General features: G+C 44.9%; 31 protein-coding genes. All 31 read left to right on the forward strand.

The window, feature by feature from the left end:
- On the forward strand, positions 1–193 hold a 193-nt coding region (locus ACO53F_RS05630; protein WP_485137649.1), incomplete at its 5' end, for a hypothetical protein.
- Between the two features lie 2 nt (positions 194–195).
- Positions 196–540: a hypothetical protein gene (locus ACO53F_RS05635; protein WP_485137650.1), complete on the forward strand. Its 345-nt coding sequence runs from the start codon at positions 196–198 to the stop codon at positions 538–540.
- Positions 537–1,007, forward strand: a complete 471-nt coding sequence (locus ACO53F_RS05640) for an SAM-dependent methyltransferase (RefSeq protein ID WP_485137651.1) — start codon at positions 537–539, stop codon at positions 1,005–1,007. Before ACO53F_RS05635 ends, ACO53F_RS05640 begins: the two co-directional genes overlap by 4 nt.
- 214 nt (positions 1,008–1,221) lie before the next feature.
- On the forward strand, positions 1,222–1,455 hold the full coding sequence (locus ACO53F_RS05645) for a hypothetical protein (protein ID WP_485137652.1): 234 nt from the start codon (positions 1,222–1,224) through the stop codon (positions 1,453–1,455).
- Positions 1,452–1,757: a MazG-like family protein gene (locus ACO53F_RS05650; protein WP_485137653.1), complete on the forward strand. Its 306-nt coding sequence runs from the start codon at positions 1,452–1,454 to the stop codon at positions 1,755–1,757. Before ACO53F_RS05645 ends, ACO53F_RS05650 begins: the two co-directional genes overlap by 4 nt.
- 108 nt (positions 1,758–1,865) lie before the next feature.
- Entirely contained in the window at positions 1,866–2,114 is a 249-nt protein-coding gene (locus ACO53F_RS05655) for a glutaredoxin family protein (protein ID WP_485137654.1), read from the forward strand.
- A 2-nt stretch (positions 2,115–2,116) separates the two neighbouring features.
- On the forward strand, positions 2,117–2,404 hold the full coding sequence (locus ACO53F_RS05660; RefSeq protein ID WP_485137655.1) for a DUF3310 domain-containing protein: 288 nt from the start codon (positions 2,117–2,119) through the stop codon (positions 2,402–2,404).
- Positions 2,405–2,800: 396 nt separating this feature from the next.
- The gene (locus ACO53F_RS05665) at positions 2,801–3,256 is read left to right on the forward strand and encodes a sigma factor-like helix-turn-helix DNA-binding protein (protein ID WP_485137656.1); all 456 of its coding nucleotides are present in this window, start codon (positions 2,801–2,803) and stop codon (positions 3,254–3,256) included.
- Between the two features lie 184 nt (positions 3,257–3,440).
- Entirely contained in the window at positions 3,441–3,722 is a 282-nt protein-coding gene (locus ACO53F_RS05670; protein WP_035364698.1) for an HNH endonuclease, read from the forward strand.
- 138 nt (positions 3,723–3,860) lie between these two features.
- Positions 3,861–4,175, forward strand: coding sequence for a P27 family phage terminase small subunit (locus ACO53F_RS05675; protein WP_023392124.1), 315 nt, complete (start codon positions 3,861–3,863; stop codon positions 4,173–4,175).
- Positions 4,176–4,268: 93 nt separating this feature from the next.
- Complete coding sequence (locus ACO53F_RS05680; protein ID WP_485137657.1) at positions 4,269–5,828, forward strand: terminase TerL endonuclease subunit; 1,560 nt, start codon at positions 4,269–4,271, stop codon at positions 5,826–5,828.
- A 42-nt stretch (positions 5,829–5,870) separates the two neighbouring features.
- Entirely contained in the window at positions 5,871–7,022 is a 1,152-nt protein-coding gene (locus tag ACO53F_RS05685) for a phage portal protein (RefSeq protein ID WP_485137658.1), read from the forward strand.
- Positions 7,023–7,063: 41 nt separating this feature from the next.
- Entirely contained in the window at positions 7,064–7,828 is a 765-nt protein-coding gene (locus ACO53F_RS05690; protein WP_485137659.1) for a head maturation protease, ClpP-related, read from the forward strand.
- 4 nt (positions 7,829–7,832) lie between these two features.
- Positions 7,833–8,990, forward strand: a complete 1,158-nt coding sequence (locus tag ACO53F_RS05695; RefSeq protein WP_485137660.1) for a phage major capsid protein — start codon at positions 7,833–7,835, stop codon at positions 8,988–8,990.
- 61 nt (positions 8,991–9,051) lie between these two features.
- Positions 9,052–9,312, forward strand: a complete 261-nt coding sequence (locus ACO53F_RS05700) for a head-tail connector protein (protein ID WP_023392129.1) — start codon at positions 9,052–9,054, stop codon at positions 9,310–9,312.
- Between the two features lie 4 nt (positions 9,313–9,316).
- The gene (locus ACO53F_RS05705; RefSeq protein ID WP_023392130.1) at positions 9,317–9,691 is read left to right on the forward strand and encodes a hypothetical protein; all 375 of its coding nucleotides are present in this window, start codon (positions 9,317–9,319) and stop codon (positions 9,689–9,691) included.
- Complete coding sequence (locus ACO53F_RS05710) at positions 9,678–10,025, forward strand: hypothetical protein (protein WP_023392131.1); 348 nt, start codon at positions 9,678–9,680, stop codon at positions 10,023–10,025. The genes ACO53F_RS05705 and ACO53F_RS05710 overlap by 14 nt, the downstream gene beginning before the upstream one ends.
- Complete coding sequence (locus ACO53F_RS05715; RefSeq protein ID WP_303764813.1) at positions 10,026–10,466, forward strand: hypothetical protein; 441 nt, start codon at positions 10,026–10,028, stop codon at positions 10,464–10,466.
- A gap of 28 nt (positions 10,467–10,494) precedes the next feature.
- A complete protein-coding gene (locus tag ACO53F_RS05720) occupies positions 10,495–11,148 on the forward strand; it encodes a hypothetical protein (protein WP_485137661.1) in 654 nt (217 codons plus the stop codon).
- Between the two features lie 142 nt (positions 11,149–11,290).
- Positions 11,291–11,635 carry a hypothetical protein gene (locus ACO53F_RS05725; protein ID WP_023392134.1) on the forward strand — a complete coding sequence of 115 codons (345 nt, stop codon included), beginning with the start codon at positions 11,291–11,293 and terminating at the stop codon, positions 11,633–11,635.
- Between the two features lie 202 nt (positions 11,636–11,837).
- Positions 11,838–16,490, forward strand: coding sequence for a phage tail tape measure protein (locus ACO53F_RS05730; RefSeq protein ID WP_485137662.1), 4,653 nt, complete (start codon positions 11,838–11,840; stop codon positions 16,488–16,490).
- The gene (locus tag ACO53F_RS05735) at positions 16,480–17,199 is read left to right on the forward strand and encodes a hypothetical protein (protein WP_485137663.1); all 720 of its coding nucleotides are present in this window, start codon (positions 16,480–16,482) and stop codon (positions 17,197–17,199) included. Before ACO53F_RS05730 ends, ACO53F_RS05735 begins: the two co-directional genes overlap by 11 nt.
- Positions 17,199–19,340 carry a phage tail spike protein gene (locus ACO53F_RS05740; RefSeq protein ID WP_485137664.1) on the forward strand — a complete coding sequence of 714 codons (2,142 nt, stop codon included), beginning with the start codon at positions 17,199–17,201 and terminating at the stop codon, positions 19,338–19,340. Before ACO53F_RS05735 ends, ACO53F_RS05740 begins: the two co-directional genes overlap by 1 nt.
- Position 19,341: 1 nt before the next feature.
- Positions 19,342–20,658, forward strand: a complete 1,317-nt coding sequence (locus ACO53F_RS05745) for a pyocin knob domain-containing protein (RefSeq protein WP_485137665.1) — start codon at positions 19,342–19,344, stop codon at positions 20,656–20,658.
- A gap of 16 nt (positions 20,659–20,674) precedes the next feature.
- Complete coding sequence (locus tag ACO53F_RS05750; protein WP_485137666.1) at positions 20,675–21,949, forward strand: gp58-like family protein; 1,275 nt, start codon at positions 20,675–20,677, stop codon at positions 21,947–21,949.
- Positions 21,950–21,963: 14 nt separating this feature from the next.
- On the forward strand, positions 21,964–22,272 hold the full coding sequence (locus tag ACO53F_RS05755; RefSeq protein ID WP_485137667.1) for a hypothetical protein: 309 nt from the start codon (positions 21,964–21,966) through the stop codon (positions 22,270–22,272).
- Positions 22,253–22,804, forward strand: a complete 552-nt coding sequence (locus ACO53F_RS05760) for a hypothetical protein (RefSeq protein WP_485137668.1) — start codon at positions 22,253–22,255, stop codon at positions 22,802–22,804. The genes ACO53F_RS05755 and ACO53F_RS05760 overlap by 20 nt, the downstream gene beginning before the upstream one ends.
- 61 nt (positions 22,805–22,865) lie before the next feature.
- A complete protein-coding gene (locus ACO53F_RS05765) occupies positions 22,866–23,051 on the forward strand; it encodes a hypothetical protein (protein ID WP_485137669.1) in 186 nt (61 codons plus the stop codon).
- 63 nt (positions 23,052–23,114) lie between these two features.
- Positions 23,115–23,483 (forward strand): hypothetical protein, encoded by a 369-nt coding sequence (locus tag ACO53F_RS05770; RefSeq protein ID WP_485137670.1) that lies wholly within the window; start codon positions 23,115–23,117, stop codon positions 23,481–23,483.
- Positions 23,484–23,485: 2 nt separating this feature from the next.
- Positions 23,486–23,767: a phage holin gene (locus ACO53F_RS05775; RefSeq protein ID WP_485137671.1), complete on the forward strand. Its 282-nt coding sequence runs from the start codon at positions 23,486–23,488 to the stop codon at positions 23,765–23,767.
- 16 nt (positions 23,768–23,783) lie between these two features.
- Positions 23,784–25,379: a glucosaminidase domain-containing protein gene (locus tag ACO53F_RS05780; RefSeq protein WP_485137672.1), complete on the forward strand. Its 1,596-nt coding sequence runs from the start codon at positions 23,784–23,786 to the stop codon at positions 25,377–25,379.
- The last annotated feature ends 223 nt before the right edge of the window (positions 25,380–25,602 follow it).

Here is a 25,602-nt window from a genome sequence, read left to right on the forward strand (position 1 = left end):
TGGAGGTAGTGGATTAATGTTTATCAAAGTGACACTTAAAGACACAGCGGTATATATTAATGTCTCGCTTATCAAAACGTTTATCCCGGATGGAGATAATACGAGGATATTAATTGACGGAGAAGTTATCAAAGTAAAAGAGACTTCGGAGGAAATACTGAAGCTAATTGAGAAAGCTAAAGAGGCTCGTTGATTATGAACCACAAGAAAAGAATTAAGTCGTTAATCAAGAAAACACCTGCTTACGATTATCAGAACCAAGTACTGAAGAAGCATGGCGAATTCATCCATCAGTATTGCGCTGACCGGATGGAGCAAGCCCTGTATAACTACTTGGGCGCCACCATGATGGTGCTTCGTGACAAATACGGTTTTGGCAAGCAGCGGTTGGAGAACACGATGAGAGAAATCACCACCCAGGTGGGCCACATCACATCCAAGCATGCTACTGCTGAGGACATGATTGGCCTTATCGAGAGCGAAACAGGCTTTAACTTACCTGCGTTCGTTGCCAAAATGTATGAGGAGAGGAATTCATGAAAATACTTGATTGCTGTTGCGGATCTAAAATGTTTTGGTTCCAAAAGGATGAGCCACATACAACATTCATGGATAAGAGGCAAGAACAGTTTGAAATCCATGGCAAGAAGGTAAATGTTAAGCCGGATGTTATTGGAGATTTTAGAGATATGCCATTCAAAGACGGTGAGTTTGACCTGTTAGTCTTTGACCCACCTCACTTACTGTGGGCAGGACCTAAATCAATCATGAAAGCTCAATATGGCCAACTTGATAAGAAAACTTGGAAAGAGGACTTAATCAAAGGCTTCACCGAGTGCATGAGAGTCTTGAAGCCTAATGGAACACTGGTGTTCAAGTGGGCCGATGTCCAAGCTAATATCAATGAAGTGCTAAACGAGTTACCAATCAAACCACTATTTGGAGACCAAAGAGGAAAGACTAGATGGATTGTGTTTGGAAAAATGTATGAGGAGAACAGACGATGAAACTATACAGCATACTTTACATAGACCGTTATGACACTGGCGCTGAATGGCCCACTGTGGATACTAAGGTATTTAAGACAGAGAGTGAAGCAAGTGCTCATCTTATGAATGAGAACTACAAGCATCACCATGGCTATGTCTATCCGTTCTATAAGCGGAAAGCTAGGAAAGAGACCATGGCGAAAATTATTGAGTTAGAGTTAGGAGATGAAACATGTTAGACGTATTTTTAATCGCCACAATCGTGGCACTCATTCTATTGGCTGCGGTCGGCTTAGACCGTATCGTATGTCATGTGATCAGACGCAAGCAAGACCGAGATAAGATTGAACGTAGCATTGCTATTTTAGGTGAGACAAGCACTGACCTAGCGGAAGGTATGATTGAGCTTCTGGAGCGCGTGGAAGCCCTCGAAAATAAATCAGAACAAGGAGACAACCAACAATGAACAAAACATTAGATGAATTAGTACCTTTGGTAAACGACTGGTTTCAAGACCGCAACCTAGCCTTTGGCGATGGATTAGGTCAGTTGCAGAAACTGCATGAAGAAGTCTACGAGCTGGCTGAAGCACGCATCGTCAACGACTTCGGTGCTGAGGTGGATGCGATTGGTGATATCGCCGTTGTGTTAATTGGCTACTGCCTACAGCGTGGCTTGACACTAGAGCAATGCCTGGAATCGTCTTATAACGAAATCAAAGACCGGACCGGAAAGTTAGTCAATGGCGTATTCGTCAAGGACAACTAAAAATTTGCTAGGAGCTAGGTGTTTTAAGATTGAAGTAATATAAATACTTGCCTTTAACTTAAAGCGCCTTAGAATTGAATTATTTGAGTTTTGAGAGGTGTATCAATTATGGAAAAGAATATTACAGTCTACGGTAAGCCAGGGTGTCCGCAGTGCGACTTAACGAAGGCTTACCTTAAGGTAAAAGACATCCAGTTCAACTACGTTGATGTGACGGTGGATGCGGCTGCTTTAAATTTGATTCAAGAGCATGGCTACCAACAATTACCGGTGGTGTCTATCAATGACTTCGAGTCTGCGTGGTCCGGACATAGCGTGCCTGCTTTGGTTCGGCTGGCGATGTGGGATGGTGATTGAGGATGAAGAAGAAGAAGGAGATTTATCTGGGCGGTGAGTTGGTTTATACGAGTGAAGACACACCCGACACTGACCCTGTCCAACCTAACCACTACCGCCAAGGTTCGGTTGACCTATTCGAGACCTGGTATCTAACCTATCCGTTTAATGAGTTTCGGGCGATTATGAAGTCTCACATCGCCAAGTATCTCCACCGTTACCAGGACAAGAACGGAACAGAGGACCTGGACAAAGCGTCTTATTGTATTAAACGCCTGCGCGAATACGAGGAGCATGAAGCAAATGTCTAAGCCTTCAGAGTTAGAGTTAAGAGTCAGAGAGGAGCAGCGCGACTTCCTCAAGTCTAAAGCCACTCAATATCGCAAGTTAGCTATCTCGCACATGTATACAAACGTGCCACGATATAATCAGCTTATTCGTGAGGCCAGGAAGTTTGACCTGTGCGCTGAGTTAATTTGTCCGACGGTAAGTGAGGTGGAGAGTAAATGATTTGGATCATCGTAATTATCCAAGCGATTGCTATCGTGTGGTTGTGGGCAGTGGTTGATTACTTGATTGAGTGTATAGACAAATTAGGAGACGACCTACTGGAGTGTGACCAACTCCAACAAAAAATCATCGATAGCAACAAACGACGAATCGAGGCTCTTGAGCATCGATGACTTTAGCACACTAGAAGAAAGAAGGTGAGTAGCATTAAGTTCGAATGGTTAAGAGATTACATAGAGCGTGAGGAACGTATCACTTATCTCAAGTGGAACCTGGCCAAGTCAAAAGCTGAATTGGCTAGATGGGTCGATGGAGATTTGCAAAATGTACGATTGACCCAGGGCTCACTTTCTGCGAATTTGGAAAATAACATTACCCTTTTAGCTAATGAGCTCGACACTCTTTCTGCTGAACAGGACGAACTCAACTCACTGATTCAAACGTTCAAAGGCGTTGACCAACAGATTGTACGACTCAAGTATATCGAGGGACTATCATTGGAAGCTATCGCTGAGACACTAGGCTACTCCGAGTCGCACATCAAGCATCGCCATGCTGAGATACGCAGGAATATCTGTTTTATCTCAGACTACATACGTAAGATACACAAGTATCACGACGAGTTAGAAACTATCTACAAAGATGTGACCTAAATCTTAGGTGCAATAAAAGTGCACACTTTCTGTGCATGGTTCCATTGAATCTTATGAGGTATGATGGTAATGTCAAAAGATTACACAAGAAGCTACTGGCCTATGCTAGTGGCTTTTTATTTTAGGTGGTGAGGTTATGGAACATGACTTAGATCAGCTAATTCATCTAGCACGCAAGCAAGACATGGAGACAGAGTTCAACAGTCGGACAAAGCGCAACCAGTTCTATTGGTCAAGCGAATGGAGGAAGCTGAAGCACTCAGTCCTCAAGCGTGACCATCACGAGTGTCAGCTGTGCAAGCGTGAGGGTAGACTTACACTTGATAACCTAATGGTTCATCACATCAAACCGCTAGAGTACTATCCATTGCTTCGACTCGATGCGGACAACCTGGTGACTCTGTGTAAAAACTGTCATAACAAGGTGCATGGACTGGTATCCCAGTACAGTGACGAGTGGTGGTAAGCTGTGAAAAATCTAATGAAAATTTAATTTTGGACCCCCTCAAAAGATTTTTGAATTTTTAGAAATCTCTTTCAGCGGGCGTCCAGTCGACTCCGGCAAAAATTAACTCATTTTTACAAAAGAAGGGAGGGAAGACGCGTGAATGCTATTCCTCGTACTAAGATAGAGAAATATTGGTTAGACCAGTTTGATGCTAACGATATCCAGGCACAATTGTTGGTACAACGCTATTCTTTGTTCATCAAGAACCAACGTTCGCTGCAAACTGAAATCAACAAGCAAGGTGTTCAAATTGTGGTCAAGAATGGTAGCCAAACATTCAACAAACCTAACCCTCTCTTGAAAGAATTGCGTGACCTGGAAAAGGAAATTGCAAAAATGGAGAAAGAATTAGGTAAGCGTGCGGAAGCAACCGCAAAGGCAAAACCTAAGGCGCGACAGGGGCTGGTCTAGATGCTTCGTCAGCAATATGTTGATGCGTATATTAGAGAAATAGAGTCCTGCCGATATGTCGTAAACGAACATCGACTCTTGGAAGTCCGATGGATGAAAGAGGTCGTACTTAAGTTAAAGGGTGCTTACTACGATGAGGAGCAGATAGAGAACTGCATCAAGTTCGCAGAGAAGTATTTCTTCAAGCTTGACCTATTCCAAAAATATCTCATTGCCAACGTCTTCCTCTTCTATGCTGATGGGGAGGTCGTTTTTGATGAGTTCTTCATTACTATGGCTCGTGGTAATGGTAAGAACGGGTTCATCAGTGTGATGGCTAACTACTTCATTAGCCCATTGCATGGCATCCAAGAGTACAACGTGGCTATCACTGCCAACAGTGAGAACCAAGCCATGACCTCATTCAAAGAAGTGCACAACATGCTGAAGCGAAACCCTGACCTTACGGACAGTGGCTACTTCAAGAATGGTACTTCTAAGATTATTGGCTTGGATACTCAAAGCGAGTTTGTCTATCGGGCCAACAACGCTGCCACTCAAGACTCGTTCCGAGACGGTTGCTTGTTCTTTGACGAGATTCACCAGTTTGAAGATTATAGCGTGATTGATGTTCAGACTTCCGGTCTTGGTAAACGTAAGAATTCAAGAACCTTCTACATTGGTACTAATGGGTTTGTTCGTGATTCTGTCTATGATGACATGTGCTCACGCGCTAGAGACATTGTAGAGTCGGAAGAGTTGATAGACCACATGTTTCCTTTCGTGTGTACGCTCGATTCACCTGATGAAGTTGAAGACGAGAACATGTGGCAGAAAGCTAACCCGATGTTCCATGGCGAGATGAGTGATTATGCAAAGACACTGTTTACTAAAACACAGCGTCAATGGCAGAAACTCAAGCTTGGTATTGGTGACAAGGCTAGATGGCTAACCAAGAAGATGAACGTGCTAGGTATCAAGCAGTCTAGTAACGTGGCCACACAAGAAGAGATTATCAAGGCAGCGCGTCCTTACGGATCACACGAAGGGCACAAGTGTATTGGTAGTGTCGACTTATCCAGTGTTAAAGACTTTACGGCCGTTGGCTTACTTTACTTGGATGATGACGAGAACTACAACTGGTACACTCATACCTTCGTGCTTAAAGAGTTCCTGGACAGTGAAGCCTTGGCTGCACCAATTGATGAATGGGAGAAGCAAGGGTTGCTGACCATTGTAGATGGGCCACTCATCACAGAGACAATCGTTGCTGATTGGTTCGATGAACAATCTTCTCTATTCGACTTTGACACTATCGTCATTGATAGCTACAGGGCTAGTGTCCTGCGTCCTGTGTTAGAAGACAGAGGGTTTGAGGTTGAGGTTATCAGACGCTCGCCTGGTGTACAAGCGATGATAGGTACATTGCTAGAGTCGCTATTCGCCAATGAGCAAATTATCTTTGGTGACCCAACGATGATGCGTTGGTACACGTTCAATGTCGTGGTAAAGCGTGATAAAGACGGTAACCCACGATACGAAAAGAAAGAACCTATCAAGCGTAAGACTGACGGGTTCATGGCGTTCATACATGCTTTGTATGTGTTCAACGAAAACATCACAGAGTATCAGCAACCGCAAGAGTTCCTGTTCTCTGATTTTTATGGTGGATAAATTTTTGACCTGTCATAAGTCGTAAAAAGGGGCGGAAAAGGGGTGACAATTATTGGGCTATTAGATTTTATTCTTAGACGCAATCAAGACTTTGATGTCTTGGACTGGGACGAACTTAAGTCTGTCTACAAGACAACTCACTTGAAGCAATCGGCTGTTGACATTGTTATCGGCAAGATCATCACGATGAGTTCGCTTGTACAGTTTAGGTCGAAGGACGAGACCTTAAACCGGAAGTTGAACGTTAAGCCTAACCCAAACCAAAACGCGCAAGAGTTCAGAGCGGAGCTGATTAAGCGGCTGCTTTGCGATGGAGAGTGTTTAGTGGTTAAGCTAGGCAACGACTTATTCATTGCTGACGGGTGGGTGGCAGATGGTTCTGTGACCAAAGAAAGAACCTACAAGCAAGTGTCTGTAGGGCAGTTGAGCCTGACCAAAGAGTTCACTTCTTCTGAGGTCTTCCACTTCAAGTATCACAACGATAAGCTGAATCAGTATCTCAAAAACCTAGACGAGTCATACGCTAAGTTATTTCAACGTATGATTGAGGTCCACATGAGAGAGCAGCAGATTCGGGTCTACGCTAATTTCAAGGGTATGAAATCAAAATCAAACCTAAATGATGATGCGAAGAAAAACGTTGATGTCTTTACAAAGTTCTTAGCAGGGATGAAACGGGAGTTGGAACAATCTTCAGTTGCTGTGGTTCCTCGACAAGGGGATGACTACGACATTGAAGAAAAATCTCAAAACCACCTTGGACGGAACGTTGAAGAAGTCGGAGTCATTGAGAACATGTACATCGCTCAAGTGGCCAAGGCACTGCAAGTGCCAACGCCAATGTTTAGTGGTGACCTGGCGGATGTCAGTCAGCATAGCGAGAACATGGTTCGTTGGTGTATCAAACCTTTGATGACTTTGATTGCGACTGAGATTAACGCAAAATTCTTTACTGAGTCAGATTTGAACAAGGGCAAAGGCGTGAAGGTCAACTTGATAGAGGTCCTTTACAGTTCTGAACTTCAAATGGCGTCTCATGTAGAGAAGATGATAGGGTCTGGAGTGTGGACTATCGATGATGCCTTGGAGATCCAAGGTAAGCCACGAGAGAACACAATTGTCACAACTCGTCGATATCTGACGAAGAATATTGCACCACTTGATGAAAGCACTGGCGCACCGATTAACGGTTAGCTAGGGCTATTTTTGTGGTCTGAAAAGAAAGGAGGAACAGGATGTCAAAGCTGAAACGAGTACCGTTTGAGTTTATGAACGAAGCCACGGAGACACAGCAAGTGCTGACCTTGAGCGGGGCCGTTCGCAAGCGATTTTGGGAAGATGACGAAGTGGTTGATGCTAAGAGCGTGCGTGACGCTCTAGACGGGGTGGATAAGCCAATCTTAATCAAACTCAACTCCCCTGGGGGTGATGTGTTTGAGGGAATTGAAATCTACAACTACATCAAGAATCACGAGCAACCGGTGACGGTTGAGATTATGGGTGTGGCTGCTTCCGCTGCTTCTATCATCGCTATGGGGGCGGACAACATCATCATGAACACAGGCACTTCGCTGATGATCCATGAAGCATCTACTTGGACCTTTGGTAACAAGTCGGATATCCAAAAGACGCTCAACGCCCTTGAGACGATTGACGACTCACTTGTCGCGGTCTATGTGGAACGCACTGGACTGGATGCAGAAGAAATTTCCGACTTACTTAAGGCAGAAACCTGGATGACTGCTGACGAAGCGGTTGAAAAGGGGTTCGCTGACGAAGTGCGGAAAGCACCAAAGGCAGAGCCAAAAGGCGAGACGAAGAAAGAAGAAAAGGTTAATAACAAGGTCGTGCTCAATGTGGATACGAGCAAAATTATTGACCGTCTCGACGACTTAACGAAACGCATCGAAGATGCTATCAAGTCTAAGACACTAAAGCAGGCTGAGGAACCTGTCGCAAAACCTCGAAACTTAATGTCTAAACTTAGAGGAGGACTATAACTTTATGGAAAAATTTAATTTAACACCTGAACAAATCAAGGATAAGTTGCGCGCATCATTGAAAGACTCTGATGCTACTTTAGAAAACCAAGTGGACGCAATCGTGGAGAACATGTTCTCAATCGCTGAGAGCAGCGCAAAACAAGTGAAGGCAGAGTATGCTGAACTTGGCCACGTACAAGACGAAGCTATCTTAGCTGCACGCGGTATCCATGTGTTGACCGCTGAAGAAACTAAGTTCTATAACGAAGCTTCTAAGAGCGGTGGCTTCAATTCAGACACTATCTTGCCTGAAACAATCATCGAGCGTGTGTTTGATGACTTGCAAAAAGAACACCCATTACTTAAGTTAATCAACTTTGGCTTGGGTGTAGCAAAAGAGAAAATTATCCGTTCTCGTCGCAAAGGTAAAGCGGTTTGGGGCAAGCTCCACAAGGATATCGAAGGGCAATTAGATGCTGACTTCGGTGCAGAAGAAATCACTCAACTTAAGTTGACTGCTTTCATGCTTATCTCTAACGACACCTTAGCGCTTGGTGCTCGATGGATTGACCGCTACGTTCGTCTCTGCTTGTCTGAAGCTATCTCTGAGGCTTGGGAAGAAGCAATTATCGACGGTGACGGTAAAGACAAGCCACTTGGTTTGATGCGTAAAACTTCTGGTGATACTGGCGGTGTGTTCCCTGCCAAAGAGAAGAAAGGTGACTTAACCTTCAAAGACTCTGCAACTATCGTCAAAGAGTTCGCTGCATTGATGAAAGGTTTGTCAACTTACAAACGTTACATTGGTTCAAATGACACTACCGGTTCTGATGAAATCCGGAAAGTAGATGGTAAAGTTCATTTAATCGTGAACCCTTCTGACTACTACGACATCGTGGCACGCGCTACTGTTCAAAATGTCAACGGGGCTTACGTAACGAACTTACCATTCATCCCTGCTGATCACATCATCGAATCAACCTACGTGCCAAAAGGCAAGTTGATTGCGTTCGTTGAAGGTGAGTACAACGCTGATGTTGCGATGAAAGACAGCATCCGCAAATCAGAAGAACGCTTCATCTTGGAAGACGCTACACTCTACGTTACTAAGTTGTTGGGTAATGGCCGACCAACTAACGCAGATGCAGCGCACGTTTACGACATCAAGATTCCCAGCTAATGCCCCGGCAGGACCTGGGGCACCGGTTTCACCTTCTCCAGTACCGGGAGGGTGATAGTGAATGGAGACTTATCTTCAGGAGCTAAAACGTAGACTTCACATCTTACATGATGATGACGATGACAACTTAAAGAGTTTAATTGAAATCGCCCACGCCAAAGTAAAACACTGGTGTGGCGATTTTGATTTAACTGATCCAGTTGGTCGTGACTTGGTCTTTGAACAAGTCCGGTTCATCTACCATGGCAAGACTGAGTTGTTCTACACACTATTCGCAAGCGATTTAAGTCAGTATGGCTTCACGCTAGCAACAAAGGAGTAAAGAAATGCAATCACCAATACACCAGGTTTACAACGATGGTGTGGTGACCTTCAGTACTAAAGAGCCTAATAAGGATAAATTTGGCACACCAATTGGTGGCCAGGCAACAAAAAAAGTCTGGCGCAAGTATTGGTTCAAGGATATCTGGATGCGGTCTGAGGAAGTGGTCGCTATGGCATCGTTAGGAACAAAGGAAACGAAAAAGATTGCGGTAGATGGTAAGCAACAGATTGACTCAAGCATGATTGCGACGATTGGTGGAATAGACTACGAAATCTTTTCGTGCAACTATTCAGAGCGTCGTGACAGGACCGAACTATCCTTGGTGCTGCCAAGGACGAAGGAACGGAAGGTAGGTGCAAGACATGACAACAACTAAGGAACGCATCTTTGATGCTCTAAAAGACATTGAGGGTCTGTCAGTAGTCTATGCACTAGATTATCAAGATGATATAGAACTGCCTTATGTTCGGTATCAACTGTTAGAATCGAACGCAATTTACCTCAGTAATGAAGAACATAATACAAGAGCACGCTACCAACTAGATTTATACAGTCTACAAGCCCTTGATGTACAGGGTGAAGGTATTTTATCGACTGTACGTTCAAAACTCCGTACAGAGCATCTGAGAGCCACTCAGTGGCAAGAAGCACCTTACACTGATTCTTCGGCAGAAGAGACAGTCTATCGTTACATGATAGAGGTGTGGTAGATGTCTCATAGTTTTGGGTTTGACCTTGCGCTAGGTGATGTTGAGAAATACACCAGGCGCGGACGAACAGTCAAACAAAAAGTCGGTGAATATGCTGACCAGGTTGTAACCAAGGCTCAATCTATCGCCACCTCGCGCGGTCTATTTAAGACTGGTGCAGGGGTTGGTGGTATTGAGAAAGAGGACAAAGGAAGTGGATACGATGTTGGTTGGGCCAACCGGCCAAACTTCCACTTGTACTTTCACGAGATTGGCTTTCACGCTTTGGACAACCGTCATGGTAAGCAGCGTATAAAGCGAGATAGCAAGGGCAAGAGACAACGGTCTTACCGAGGGTCACGAGCCACTTATGTAGCACCTACACCTCATTTAAGGCCCGCATGGGACCAACTTGAGGGCAAGTATTATGCAGAGATTCAACGGTATTTAGCCGGTGAATAAAATCAACTAATAAAGGAGACAAAATTTTATGGCATTAGAAACAGTAAAACGCGCTTTGCTGACAGGTGTCGGCAGCATGCACGTACAAAAGATGACAAATGGCGATTTAGTTAGTTCATCTGTAAAACCAACCTATGATGAAAAGACATTCGCAACTCCATCTGTTCAGAAGTTAGGTACAGCATTAACTATCGTGGACAAGAAAGTTTATCTTTCTAACCAACTCCACACACTGATCAAGAAAATCACCAAGGCAGAACTTACACTTGATGCAGGTTACTTCCCAGAAGGTTTAGCGGAAGAACTTCAAGGTATGAAGAAGGTAGGGGCTAAAGGTGCATGGGCTATGCCAAGCAACCCTAAACCAATTCCTTTCCGTTTAGGTGTACCTTTCACTGACGAGAACAACAACTCATTGGTTATCAACTTCCCTTACTGCTTTTTAACTCCAGTGGAGCAAAGCGCAGAAACTGAAGGTGAAGACTACAACGAACAAATCAAACAGTACAAGATTGAAGCTTTACCTTTACCGTTCGAAGTAGAACTTGACGGTCACAAAGACAAGTATGTCTTCCACCAAGTTGACTTGTCTAACGCTGACTCAGCTGCTTACTACGACGAGAAGAAATTGTTGCAACAAGGTTGGTTCGACTCTGAAACTTTAGACGCAGCAAAAAAGTAACGACCCCTGCTTCACCATCACCTGTATCACCATCACCTGGAGCAAGTCCAGGTGGGGTGCCAGTGGTGCCAGGGGGATAACAAAAATTAGTTGGAGGGGCACACAATTAGTGGCCCCTTCATTTTTATAGGAGTGAAAATTAATGAGCATCTTCAAAACACAATTAAAAAAGATGAAAACAAGAATTTTGGGCCACGAAGTAGAGCTCAAGGTTAACAACGCGGTCTATTTATATCTACAATCGTTATTTGGTCTAACTCAAGGGTCATGGGGCGAAGAGTATGAAAAAGAAAATGTTATCGGCGGTGCTAAATTCGTGGTTGCGGTATTGGCAGCCAATGGGTATGAAACCACCTTAGAAGAAGTGTTAGAGAACACAACCTTTATCGACATTCAAACTTTCTTAACCGACTACCAACTCATCATCTTGTCCGATGCTGAAGAGCAGGCAAAAGGTGACTCAAAAAAGGGAAAGGCGAAGAAGTAGACTACGACCACCTCTACTTCCTTTGCAGAGAATGGTTTGGCATGACCAAGGAAGAGTTTATGTTTGAACACGATCTCCATTCGGTGGCGTACTTGCTAGAGAAACATGCGAAGTTTAATGGTATGAGTTCTAGTGAGAAAGAGGAAAAGCTCACTGAAACATCCGCTAAGTCATTCTTTAGTATTTAAGAAAGGGGGACACTATGGCATTAAGAAAAGCAGGGTTATCCCTGACGCTCGAAGGTAAGGCGGAGTACCTATCCGGCTTACAGAGCATTAACAACCAACTGCGTATTAGCCAAGCTCAACACAAGGCGATGGCAGCAGCATTAGGTAACAATGCCGGCATCACTGCTACTTACAAAGCTAACATGCTAGGTCTATCTAGCAGTTATCAGTTAGCCAGTCAGAAAGTGGATGCTTTAGCCAATCGTCAGAAATTACTTCCTGCTATCCAAGGTCAATTAGAATCGTCTATCCGTAAGACAGCTAGTGCCTTGGACGAAAGCCAACGCAAGCAGGACACGCTAAAAACGGCCTATGCTCAAACTAAGACTGCTTCAGACCAACTCAAACAATCACAGTCACAACTCACTGCTGAGTACAAGACTTCACTGTCTGATACTAAGTCATTAAAAACAGCCTTAGACGAAGCGAGACAGGCCCACAAGCGTAACTCTGATGAGGTCAAGTCCGCTAAAACTGCCTATGAGCAGTCTAAGCAAAAGACCGCAGAATTAAAAGCCAAGTTGGTTGAACTTAAAACCGCAACAGGTGAAGCCAGTGCTAGGACTCAACAAGCAAAGGCTGCTTATGATGCGTCAAAGAGCGCAACCAAGGGTTACAAACAGTCATTAAACGAACTGACGAAAGAACTTGAATCAGTTAAGAAAGAAGCAGGTGATTTACCACTTAAACTTGCACAGGCTCAAGAGTCAATGAATAAGTTGCGTAACGAACAGCAACAACTTCATAAGGCCTGGAGAGATAAAGGTGGGTGGTTAGCTGACCCGGCGCAACAACTTCAAGGTTTCGGTAGTAAGTTGATCCAAAATGGCGAGCGCATGAACGCTCTAGGAAACACGATGACATCTAGGGTCACAGCTCCTATCCTAGCAGGGTTTGGGGCGGCCACTAAAGCAGCTGCCGACTTCCATTCTCAAGTTGGTGCTTTTGGTCCGTTGTTATCAGGTGGTAAGCCAATCACCAATGAAATTCGCCAAGAGATGAACCAGTTAGGTTCAGCAAGCCGACGCATGGCCATTGACTATGGTGCAAGCACCTCAGAGATTAACCAAGGTATGGCGGAACTTATCCGTACTGGTTACTCGTCTCAACAAGTGCTAGGTATGTTGCCTAACATCTTAAATGCGTCGATTGCATCGGGTGACAAGTTCGCCGATGTCATGAGCGTATCGTCTCAAGTCTTAAGTCAGTTTAACCTTAGAGGTAAGACTTACGAAGAGACACTTAGAAACTCAACACGAGTCACTGACTCACTGACCTACATAGCCAACGCCACCTCTGCAGGGTTTGCTGACCTTGGGGAAGGTATGTCTTATGTCGGTCCGGTTGCCCACTCACTTAATATGAGTGTGGAAGAAACCGCATCTATCTTAGGTATCTTGAGTGACAATGGTATTCAAGCGTCTAAAGGTGGTACTGCCTTGCGTGGTGCCTTGTCACGACTCTTGAAGCCGTCTAAGCAAAACCGCAAGGCTTTTGAAGCCATGGGGGTTGCAGTAGAGGACTTCAAGAAAGGGACTATCAAACTCCCTGATATCATCGACACAATCAAGAAGAACACCGCAGGGTGGACAGATGAACAGCGTGCGGCAGCTTTAGCTATGGCTTTTGGTACTGAAGCACAGACTGCCATGAACGCATTGGTTATGCAGGGTGGCGATGCCTTGCGTAACATGACTAAAGAAGCCGAGGGGGCCAAAGGGGCCACTGAAGCTATTGCTCAATCGATGAAAGAACTGCCTGAGTTTAAGTTCAAGCAAGCAACTGCTCAACTAAAAGACTTAGGTATTGAAATTGGTAGTAAGTTGCTACCGCATGTATTAAAAATTGTAGAGGGTGTCCGAGCTTGGATAATGGCATTTGAGTCATTAAGCCCTGCCACACAGAACGCTATCATCAAGGCAGGTCTGTTCTTAGCCGCCTTAGGGCCAGTGCTAAAAATCTTGGGCAACTTAACCAAGGTGACGGGGCTAGCGTTTACTGGTGTAGGTAAATTGTTCCAAGCATTAGGTAAGTTCACGACTCCTTCTGGTATCCAAGGAGCTAAAAATGCATTAGAAGGTGTCGAAGGCGCAGCAACCAGAGCAGGTGCAAGCGCAAGCTTGTTCAGCAGTCCTTGGTCAATAGCAGGTGGTGTGGCCATTGCGGGTGTCGCAGGTTTCGTAGCTTACTTAGCTAACGAAGCAGTGGCTCCTATTGCAGCGCATCAACAAGCTGTGACAGCAACCAAAGGTAAGTATCAAGAGTGGTTTGAAGCAGTGACCGCAGGTAAAGGACTCCTAGAGGGGCTAAGCCAAGCGGCGAAAGAAAATGCTGACCAATCAACAAAAGCTTATGAAGAGAAAGTAAAAGAAGTTATGGCCACAAACCGTAACATCCAAGAACTTGGTAATAAGCTTTTTAGTAACAAAAATTGGTGGGACAACCTCACATACGATCCAAAGAAACTGATTGATATTAACGGTAACTCGACAGTTCTTCGCTTCGATGACTTACGTGCCAAAATGAAAGAAGCAGGCGTAGTCGCTGAGGAAGAGGTTCAACGAGTCAAAAGTGCCATGCTTGAGTACAACACTTGGCTCGGTAACTCGTTGAGCAATACAATCTCTAACTATCAAAATCACACAGTTGTTACAGAAGGGTGGGCCAACGCCCAGATAAATGCTGTCGGCAACGTGACGAAGGCAGTGGTAGAAAACCTCAACAAGCAACAAGAAGCTGATGTTGAACGCCTAAAGCAACAAAAGCAAAACCTTGACTGGACTGAGGAAAAGTACAATCAAGAAGTGGCTAAAATCCAATCGGCTTACGATCAAAAACGACAAGTCATTACTGACGCTGAAGCAAGCATTCAAACTATCCTTCGCAACGCTGCCAAGGAAGGGCGAGAACTGACGGACGCAGAAGTACTGTCAATGATTAAGTCGTATCAAAAACTCGCTGAAGGCGCAGGTCAATCATTATCTTCTGTTGAAGGTTTGATGAAGACCTTTGGTAACAACTTAAGCATCCTTGTTACAAGTACTGGCTTAGATTTCTTACGCCAACAAGGTATTATCGATGAAGCAACTGCTAAGACGATTGCTAACCTTGGTAGTACGGAAGAAAAAGTTAAGATGCTCAAAGAAGCTTTGGAGAAAGTCAATGAGGTTGAACCAGAAGTTAAGGTTAACGTTGATACTTCCGAAGCGGCCGCAGCCCTAGACTTCGCCAAAGCATGGAACGAGTTCACACCAGAAGAAAAACTATTAGCGTTAAAAGAACGCGGTGCGGATGTTGCTCAGAAGATGCTTGAGGAAATGGGCAAGTGGGACTCTTTAACACCAGAAGAAAAAGAATTGGTGACTAACATTAAGAGTCCAGAAGACTTCGAGAACGTGATGCACCAATTAGTAGACTGGAACACACTCCCAATGGAGACAAAGATTCTCAACTTGGAATCCCAGGTGGCGAACCAACAACTACTTGAAGCAATTCGAGGTGCTGACCTTTGGAACAATCAAGAGTTCTTCGCTAAGTTCATCAAGATTGATACCAACAGTCCGGATGCTCAAGCGCAAATTCAAGCGTTAGTTAATGAGTATCTTCAAACTCAAGGCTTGCCACCGGTCAACCTTCAAACCGACTCCAATGCTGAGGAGACTAGCGAAGAGTTAGATAACTTAGACGATACAGTCGGTAAGGTCAACGGAAAAAAAGCCACGATCACTGCTGAAGCACACACAGAGCCAGCTAAGACTAATCTCTTAGACCTCAACTTAGCTACCGCAGGGATGATGACTTACAACGGACGCAAAGCCACGATATCAGCAGAGACTCCTGGGGTGCCTGAAGCAACTCAGAACACCAATGCTTATAACTTGGCGGCGGCCGGGGTTGAGAGCAAGTCTTCAACCATTACCACCGATATTTTCTCTATGGTGGCCAACACCTTGGCTATCTTAGGGTATAACATTGCGACTGGTGCGATGAAGAACACGAGCTCCACTGCTAACTCAAGTACTCCTGGGATGCTAGGTAACACAACCTCTATCTTGGGGTATAACTTAGCAAGTGGTGCGATGCGTAGTACATCGTCTACTGCATCAACTTACACGCCTGGCATCTTCGGTAACATCGCTGCGGTATGGTCGTGGATAGGGGCCTTAAACAGCACCTATTCTAAGTCATCGACTTTAACCACTTACGTGGATAAAGTTTACCGAACTTTCGGGGCCCATGCTAAGGGTGGACACATTGGCTTACATGCTACTGGCGGTCATATCCCTATGTTCGCAGGTGGTGCGGGTAACGTACCAGTTGGATACACAGGTATTGTGGGTGAAGCAGGTCCAGAGATTTTTCAAGTAACTAAACGTGGGGTGACTATTACACCATTGAGTACTGGTGAGAAGATGAGAGGTATTGAAGATGTCGTGCGTCAAGCCACTGGCAACACTGGCAAAGGGGCAGGACAGTCAATCACTATCAACATCACTATTGACCAACCAACAGTAAGACAAGAGTCCGACTTAGAACGACTTAGTGATATGGTCCAAGGGGCTATCACTAAGGCACTTAAGCGTGACAAGCTAATGATGAAGGGAGTGGCGGTAGGCCATGCTACATGATAATGCGCTAATTATTAACGGTAAGTCGACCGCTGACTTACCTTTTTTAGTGGCCGTTGAAGAAAATGATGCGGTCAGATACGCTAAGCGAAAGGATAAGGTCTTTGAGGAAGAGCGGGTAACCGGATACCTTAAACAATCTATCGAAGCTTATGAGGGTATCAAGAAGTCCTACAAGCTATGGTGTAAGACTGACAGCAAGAAAGAGCTGCGCAAGCTCAAGGCTATGTTATCAGAGGAAGGGTGGTTCACACCTTATGATGAGCCTGACTTGCGTTACTACTACATCAGCTTGGACACTGAATGGGAAGTGTTAGATGAGGTCATGGGCTATCCTGTGACGCTTGTATTCTACTGCCAACCGTTCGGCATGGAGACACCTCAAGTGCAGGCAATGACCAACGGTCAGAAGTTAACGAACTACACCAATGCTCCAATGTTCCCACTGATTAAGGTAACTGGTAAATCAACCGTTGAGACCTTTGTTCAGATTGGCGGACAGAAGATGTATCTGAAAGAGTTGCAAGAGGGCCAACCAGTCTTTATTGAATGTACACCAGGTAAGCAAGATGCTTACACCAACGGTAAACAGTTACTAAACGAACGTGTCAGAGGTAATTTCTTTATTGTTCATCCTGGTGATCATATCGTTAACTTTGGCGAAGGTATCACCAATTTAGAAATTACTTGTCGGTGGGGGTGGCGTTAGTGATTAGCTTGTACCCACCAACGCAGACAGAGTTTAACTATCATGGGGACATCATCAATGCAGCCTATGACTGCCACGTTAAACGAGATGATACTTTCTACGTTACCTTCAAAGTGTTGATTGATGACACAGAAGAATACAAGAAACTCAAGCGTGAGATGATTGTAAGAACCTATACACCTGATGGTCTTGATGCTTTCCGTATCTGGGATATTGAGAAGCACAATGACTACATTCAAGTAGAAGCTATGCACGTCATCTATGACATGCTGACCTATGAGATTGACAAAATCAATATCAACAACGGGACCATGCTAGATGCACTGACTTCTTTCAAGAACCAGTTGAGACCTGGACATCCTTTCACCTTCCACACAGCCATTGACAAGAGACGGACCTTTAATACCGACAAGGAGCACAAAGGTAAGTTTCCTGCTATGGAAGTGTTCATGGGTGGTAAACACTCTATCGTAGGTACGTGGGAAGCTGAACTATTATTAAATGGTTATGATATCCGACTCGTAGAAGCACTGGGCCACCACACTCAGGCTCTTTTATACGAGCATAAGAATATCAGTAGCTTTGAGGACAAGACTTCTAACAAGACACTTGTTACACGTATCCATGCACGAAGTGAGTTCCACCACCATGATACGGAAGAGGAAAAAGAAGCTAAGCAGAAGAAAAAAGAAGAGGATGCCAAAGAAAAGGCCCGGCTCAAGAAAGAGAAACATGATCGTGAGCAGGCTTATTACAAGAGTCTGAACAAGTATCAAAAGAGAGTCTATCGTGAAGCGCAGAAACGCCAACGAGAGAAAGAGAAACTTGAATCCGAGAAGAAGAAGGAAGAAGACAAGAAACGTAAGAAAGAGGAGAAAGAGGAAGCCAAGAAACCTACTATCATCGAGGTAACGGTTGACAGTCCATTGATTGACCAATACAGCATGGTCTATGAAAAGTCTTACGAGAACAATGAGATTGAGGACCCTGACGAGTTGATACGTTGGGCTATGGCTAAATTCACTCACGAGAAAGTCGACTTGCCTTCGCGCAGCATCAAGGTTGAGACCAACATCATTGACGGTACTCCTATTGCTTACGGCGACACTGTCATGCTGAGATACCTCACGCATGATGTGGAAGAGGAGATTAGATGTATCGCCTATGACTATGACGGTATCAATCGAAACTACCGTAGCATTGAAATGGGCTCTACCGTACCTACTGTGGCCGAGACCTTATCTCAGACAGTGTCTGATAAGGTTGAGGTCAAAGAAGCGGTAGAACGGCAAGTAGCGTCTATTATGGCGGCCAACGGTAGCAATCGGGTCTACTTCGGACCAGAACAACCGGACAGACCACGAGAAGGGGATATAAGATTCTACTATCCTCAAGACCACCCGGAAGATATCACGACTCAAGTGTTTGAGGACGGGGCGTGGGTCGACAAGATTAATATGTACACTGCCGAACGTATTCAGGAAGCCATTGATGAAATGGAAGCAAGGGCCGATGAAATCACAGAAAACCTTGACGGTATCGACGGTACTAAGATTGAAGACATGGCCAAGAAGATTCAAGCTCTTGATGATCAGGCGAAACTGTCAGTCGGTATCATCGGTAACGACAAAGAGCAAATCTTCTCTGCTAACCGTATCCCAGTTGAGTTTGACACAGAGCATGGTGTCACTATCACAGTAGAAGACGGTAAGATAAGCTTCAAACACAACGGTTCTGGTTTTACTCCTGGTCAGCCTTATACGCTCGCAGGCATTAACCGATTTGTAGAGCGTCCGTATAGTCAGCTTACGGTAACTGGAAACTTACCAATGACGGTAACTGCCAAGCCTAATAATGTTAAATATCCTACTCGTGGCGGCCAAGGTGGTATCGTAGAAATACCAAAGGCCTACCATGACACTTATGTCGTAACAGCAATCACTCAAGGCAAGGTACCAAGGGTGTATCAAGCTCATGTCGACAAACCAACTACTGTTAAAGTTAGCCAAGATGATGCGAGTGCACATGAGCTCGTTGAGGTTGACGGAACAGTAAACAAAATCACCCACACAGGTAGAGACGCATACGCTTTGTGTTTGCTACCTCATGTGGAAACAACTATAAGATTGGGGGACTGGTGATATGGCATTTAGCCAATTACAACTAACCAACGCAGGGACCAGGGAGCTTGCCAAGGGTGGCGCACTGGTCTTGACTAAAATAGCCCTGGGAGACGGTCAAATGGGTGATGTTGCCACAGCAAGTGGTCTCGCCCGAAAAGTCTGTGAAGTAACACCTACGGTAACCACAGATGGTGATTACCAGGTAATAGAGGGCGTGTTTGATAACATCGCTCTAGACATCACTGCAGAGAAGAACATCCAAGAAGTTGGGGTCTTTGGTAAGGTAGGGGAAGGGGCCGATGTGCTCCTCTACTATGCCAAAGGTAATGCCTTTGTGTTCCCGCCAAAGACACAACAACAAATGACGGTTAAGATACCGTTTAGGGTTAAGATTGTGGGCAATCGAGAAGTGACCGTAAGTCTTAACACTCAAATCAGTGGCATGGCCACTGCTGATTCGGTGAATCGGGTGTCGAACAAGGTTGATAAATTTAAGACTGGGACATTAAGTGAGTTTGATAGGCTTATCAACACCGAAAATATGGGAGCTTTGCTAGGTAAGATTGTCAAAACCAATAATGATGTTGATAACTTAACTACGCCTGGCATATACCAATACACCACAAACATGGCGTCTAAGGGAATATCTAGTTCTTATGGTTTTATCCTTGTATTTTCTAATGGTATAGGTTCGCCGGGCCAAAACGGTCACTTTACTTGGCAGATATTCTACGGCACAAATGGTCGCATCTGGGTGCGAAAACGGATAAACGCTGAAGCGTGGAATGTAACGGATGTTGCCAACGGTAATGTTCTGACCGCATTTATGAGAAGAATTGGGTTAGATGAATGGGGTGCCTCGTTTGCGATAAACACTTGTCCTAGTGGTACCAACTTTGGCGCTTTCCTTTCATCCAGCAGTGTCCCTATCGGTTTTAATATCGTAAAGGACAACAACCCGCCGATGAAAGAGGTTTTCGTTTGGAAAACTTCTAATACATACGCTTATTGCTTTGCGCCACGTCATAACGGCGGTTTCTTGGTTAACTCACTGGAAAATGGACGATTTGGCACCTGGCGCGACCTATCCCAACCACTAGCTCCGCTAGTATCAACCGGTCAGTTCGCTGCCTACTTACGGTCTAACGCAGTACCAGTCGGTAGCGTGCCGGTCAAAGATTCTACAACCGGTGCTTTCGGTACGGTGACAAAGGTAGACAACAACAACATCTACTTCACTGGGGCCATGAGAGAGCAAGGTAAGACTTACCAGGTAGCCTATGCTATTGTCGACGGTGTGGTACCTAGTGCCTTTACTAAATGGGCCCTCACGTAAGGTCGGGTGATGGAACATGAGTCTTAACCTAGACATTGAAGTGAGCGGTCTGATTGAGCGCAAGACGCTGATTGCAGGTGACGGGGACTTCTCTATTACATTTATTCCTAAGACTCCAGACGATGTTATCACTTTGTACAACGCTAGCATCTTCCCGGATATGCTTGGGGATAACATTCTGACTCAACTAAGACTTGTTCATGGTTCAGACCCTGGGCCATATATCAAGAACACTTCTGAAGCGAGTCGTATTGCTCAAATCTTTAATCACTTACAACAATTCAGACTGGACTTCACCTCACTTCGAGGTGACCTTGAAAGTCAAATTGTCTTGAGTCGTACTGGTCTATTGGCTCAATTCGTGGACAATAACAACAATGTCAGAACTGACATCGCAAGTATTGCAGGTAAGTTACTCAGCAAGGCGAGTTCGACTGCTGATGATAAAGTAAGTAGTTTAAGAGAACAGACTGAGCGTATGATCCTGGACAAGGTTACATCGCACAATTATGAGTCTATCTACAAGCAACAAGCGGACAGTATCTTAGCCGCCTTGAGACAGCCTGGCAAGCCGGATGCCTTAGTGAGTGTCTTAAACCTCACACCTGAAGGTGTCCGTATCAAAGGTAAAGTCATTGATTTAGACGGCGACGTCAACATTGATAGTGCTTTTGCTAAGAAACTAACCACCGAGAGCCTGTCTGCTGAGAACATTGAAGCTGTCATGGGTAACTTCGGTTCCATCGTCGCACAGAAATTAGATGTGAATAAGATAAGCGGTAATAAATCAGAGTTCCTTCAATCGCTTTGGCGAGATACCACTAGCGTGGTAGAGGTCAATGGGAAAGGGATAACCGCTATCCATAACGACGGGTCCAAGACCATGATAACTGCTGAAGGTCTCTATCACGAAGAACAAGGTGGAAGCTTTAAGACCTCTTACCTAAAGGATGTCATCACCGTAACGGACATCATAAACGATGGTCGCGAAAGTGGCGGTGAGAGCATCGGTGTTCGAGACGGTTATAAGTGGGTTCAGTTACCTGACATCTACAAAGGTAAACAATTCAGAGCCCAGGCAGCAATCTCTGACACTGAGACTTGGCGTGCCGGTTCGGACTATAACGAAGGTTACTTGCGCTTGTTGCGTACTGTGTCTTATGTGGTCCAGGACAAGATAGACTACAAGAACGCGAGGGTGCCACTGGTTGGCTATGCCCACGTATTCAATGCACGAACAGGAAGTCGTTACAACTATCCAATTGTAGCGCAGTTATTCGTTAACTATTAAAGGAGGTACTCGATTTGAAGAATAGCGAAATACTAACGCTCCAAGCGGTTATGAACCAGGTAAAGGACCAACCAATTAGGGGCGGTCTTAAGTTCAAACTGTTGAAGATTTTTCAAGTCTTGGAGCCTTCTGTACGCATCATTATTGATGCTCTAGAAGGATGCAACGAAGAAGAAGCCAAGGAAGTATTGGCCCAAACACAAACAATTGACCTGCCAACGCTGACGATGACAGAGCTAGAAAGCCTTGAGTTATCTATCTCTCAACTGTCAGTGTTGATTGAGTTAGCAGGAGGTGAACAAGATGCCGGAAATGAAAATTAACAGTCGTTTCTTACTGCGAGACGGTGAAGCTACACGCGTCTACATCTCGTCGGTGAACGGTGACTACACAGCATTTGAGCGTGAAATCGAGGGGAACCACTTAAGCACCCCCGACTTAGATTTAGCAGAATTAGTTATGCAGGCGGTCTACAAAGACACCTTCCAAAAGTACGCTATGAGCGACGCTATCAAACAAGCGGACCAAACAGCGGAACAGGTTGAAGGCCTAAAGAAAACTATTACTGACTCTCAAGTTGTTATAGAAGAGCAACGTAAGCAGCTTAAGAGAACAGAAGAGCTGATTGAAAAAGCTAGCGGAGCCATGCTTGAGCAAGCTGATGATAACGCAGATATAAGCGAACATCTGCTAATCGCCAAGTATCAAATTGAAGAAATGGCCAAGAGCATGAATTTCACTCTTCCAACCGAGGTCCCGGACTCTTTCCGGGAAAAATACGAAACTGACAAAGAAGCCGGACACTCCGACAAGGAGGAAAAAGAGGAGGCTGATGGTCATGCTGAGTCGAATTAAAGAATTGGCATTATCAGCAACTACCCACGTTCGGAACTTGTGGGGAGGAGGTGACAAATTTATGGAATTACATTTCTTATACGCTCGACACATTGAGCTTGCGAAACGCACTTTCGCATCGGTGCCACGTCGGCACAAGAAAGGCGTTCGTGAGCAACTCCAAATCCTCGGCTTAGCTGACTTGGAGTTCATGACACTCGAACAACTCAAGCAACGCCTTGAGGAATTAGAACAAGGTGAAGAGTAATCACCTAAATAAAAAGAGCGTCTAATTTAACGGACGCTCTTTTCTTTTGAAGGAAGTGAATCTATGAGTGTAACTGAGTTCACCGCTGTGCTTGGCGCGTTTGGGGCGGTGGTCAAAATCATCTGGGACATGGTCCAATCAAACCGGAACATATCCAAACAAATCTCTGAGGTGTTAGACAGAATGAACACCTTGGAGATCAATCAGAAAGACCTGCATGATGTGGGACAAGCCAATAGTTTGGCTAACAGAAATTTAACGCGCTATCGTATCCGGAAAGAGATGATGAAAGCAATTCAGAACGGATACGAAACGTATGACAACTTTCAAGAGGTTGTCAACTTAGTAGATGGCTACCATGCCACTGGTGGCAATGGGGCCATTGATGCACTGTATGAAGAATACAAAAAATTACCACGGAGGGAAAAATAATCATGAACATTAACTGGAAAGTAAGATTTAACAAAAAGAACGTAGCGTTCTTGACTCGTTTCGCGATTGCGATTTTAATGCCTGTATTGGCTTATCAAAACTTGAAACTAGAGGACCTAACTACGTTTGATACACTCGGCAAGCTAGTCATTGCTTTGATTAGCAATCCTTATTTGATTGGCTTGACATTCGTCAATGCGTTTAACCTTATCCCAGATCCTACAACTGCAGGTTTAGGGGACAGTGCTCAAGCGTTAACTTATAAGGCTCCTAAGGAGTCCTAGAAAGGGGTGACACCGTATGTTGAAATACGGTAATTACACACTCTCGGATGACTTGATTAGCAAGATGCAGAAGGTGGCTAGGCATTATGACCTAGTCCCTTCTTTTGTCATTTGCCAATTATGTCATGAGACAGCGTGGGGCCAACATCCTAATTCTATCTCAGCACGAGAGGACAATAACTGGGGCGGAATGACCTGGGGATATGATGACCTCAATCCTAAAACTCGCAAGAGTGGTGTACAGGTTACACCAGGACGCAAGCGTCCGGCAGTAGAAGGTGGGTATTATATCCATTATGCCACTGTCGAGGACTTCCTCAAAGACTATGGCTATCTGCTCCGCAATGGTGGCTTCTACAAGACATCTGGAGCTAAGACGCTATGGGACTACGCTCGTGGCTTGTTCCGCTTAGGTGGTGCGCAGTACGACTACGCAGGTGACGGAAGTAATTCCGAGAAGGTCTTTAATTCTTACTACAACAGCATGAAAAATATCCACGATGCCCTCAATGAAGATGGGTCACTGGATAAAATAGATAAGGGGGAAACTAGCAACATGGCAAGTGCTCAAGATGTGCTAAATGTATTCAGAAACTGGCTAGGTGGGCAAATGTATGGCGGTGTACATGGCGAGATTGTACGTCTGTATAACGCGCAAAACCCACTTCCGGCTGATGGATACAGGTTAAAAAATGACGATGATTGGTGCGATGCAACTGTTACCGCTGCGTTTATCAAAGCCGGTCTATTGAACCTCATCGGAGGAGAGTGTGGTGTACAGCGACACATCGGCATCTTCCAATCAAAAGGAATCTGGATTGGGAAGTCATATCCACAAGCCGGTGACATTATCACCTTTGACTGGGACGGTGGCGGTTTTGCAGACCATATCGGTATTGTTGAGTCTGTTAGTGGCAACACAGTAAATACCATCGAGGGTAACTCAGGTTCTCCTTCCGCTGTGCGGAGACGCTCTTACGCTTGGAACCATTGGCAAATCAAGGGATATGCTAGACCTAACTACGGGTCTGGCTCCGCTTCATCTTCTAGTGGCTCTAAATCAGTTGCAGAGGTAGCTCAAGAGGTAATCAATGGCCAATGGGGGTCTGGCGAAGATAGAAAAGCTCGCTTGACAGCTTCCGGTTACGACTACAATGCAGTCCAAGCTAAGGTCAATGCTATCTTAAGCGGTGAATCTGTTGGCTCTTCCGAGGTCAAAGAAACCGGATGGCTTAAGAACGATACCGGTTGGTGGTATCGTAACGAAGATGGCTCTTGGCCAGCAGACCAATGGCTTAAACTGTACGATTACTGGTACCTCTTTGACGAGGACGGTTATGCTTATGCTAAGCGTTGGGTGTATCGTGACGGTAAGTGGTACTACTTTGACGAGGCCTGCCGAATGGTTATCGGATGGGTCCGATACGAGGACAAGTGGTATCATCTTGAAGATAACGGCGAAATGTCATCTAAGGAATATGTTCCTGGTGGCGATGGGCGGCTCTATTATGTCAAAGAAGATGGGTCAATGCTTGAGAACACTGAAATTACAGTTGCTGAAGACGGTTCTCTGATTGAAAAAGCAACTGGCAACATCGTAGGTAAATTCTAGGTCTAATATTTTAGACCAAACAAAATAAGTCCGGTATTCCGAACGCTTTTTATGACATGCTCCAGGCTTTGACCTGGAGCTTTTTTTATTTTCCAAGTAAATTCCAAAGCGCCTTCCAATGCCTTGCAAACAGCTTAGTATCAACGTTTTGGATATTTTCCAAGAAAGCCAAAAAAAGTTTATAAAAGGTATTGACAAACACCATACCTTGAGTTATTATATA

The organism is Abiotrophia sp., assembly GCF_057275535.1.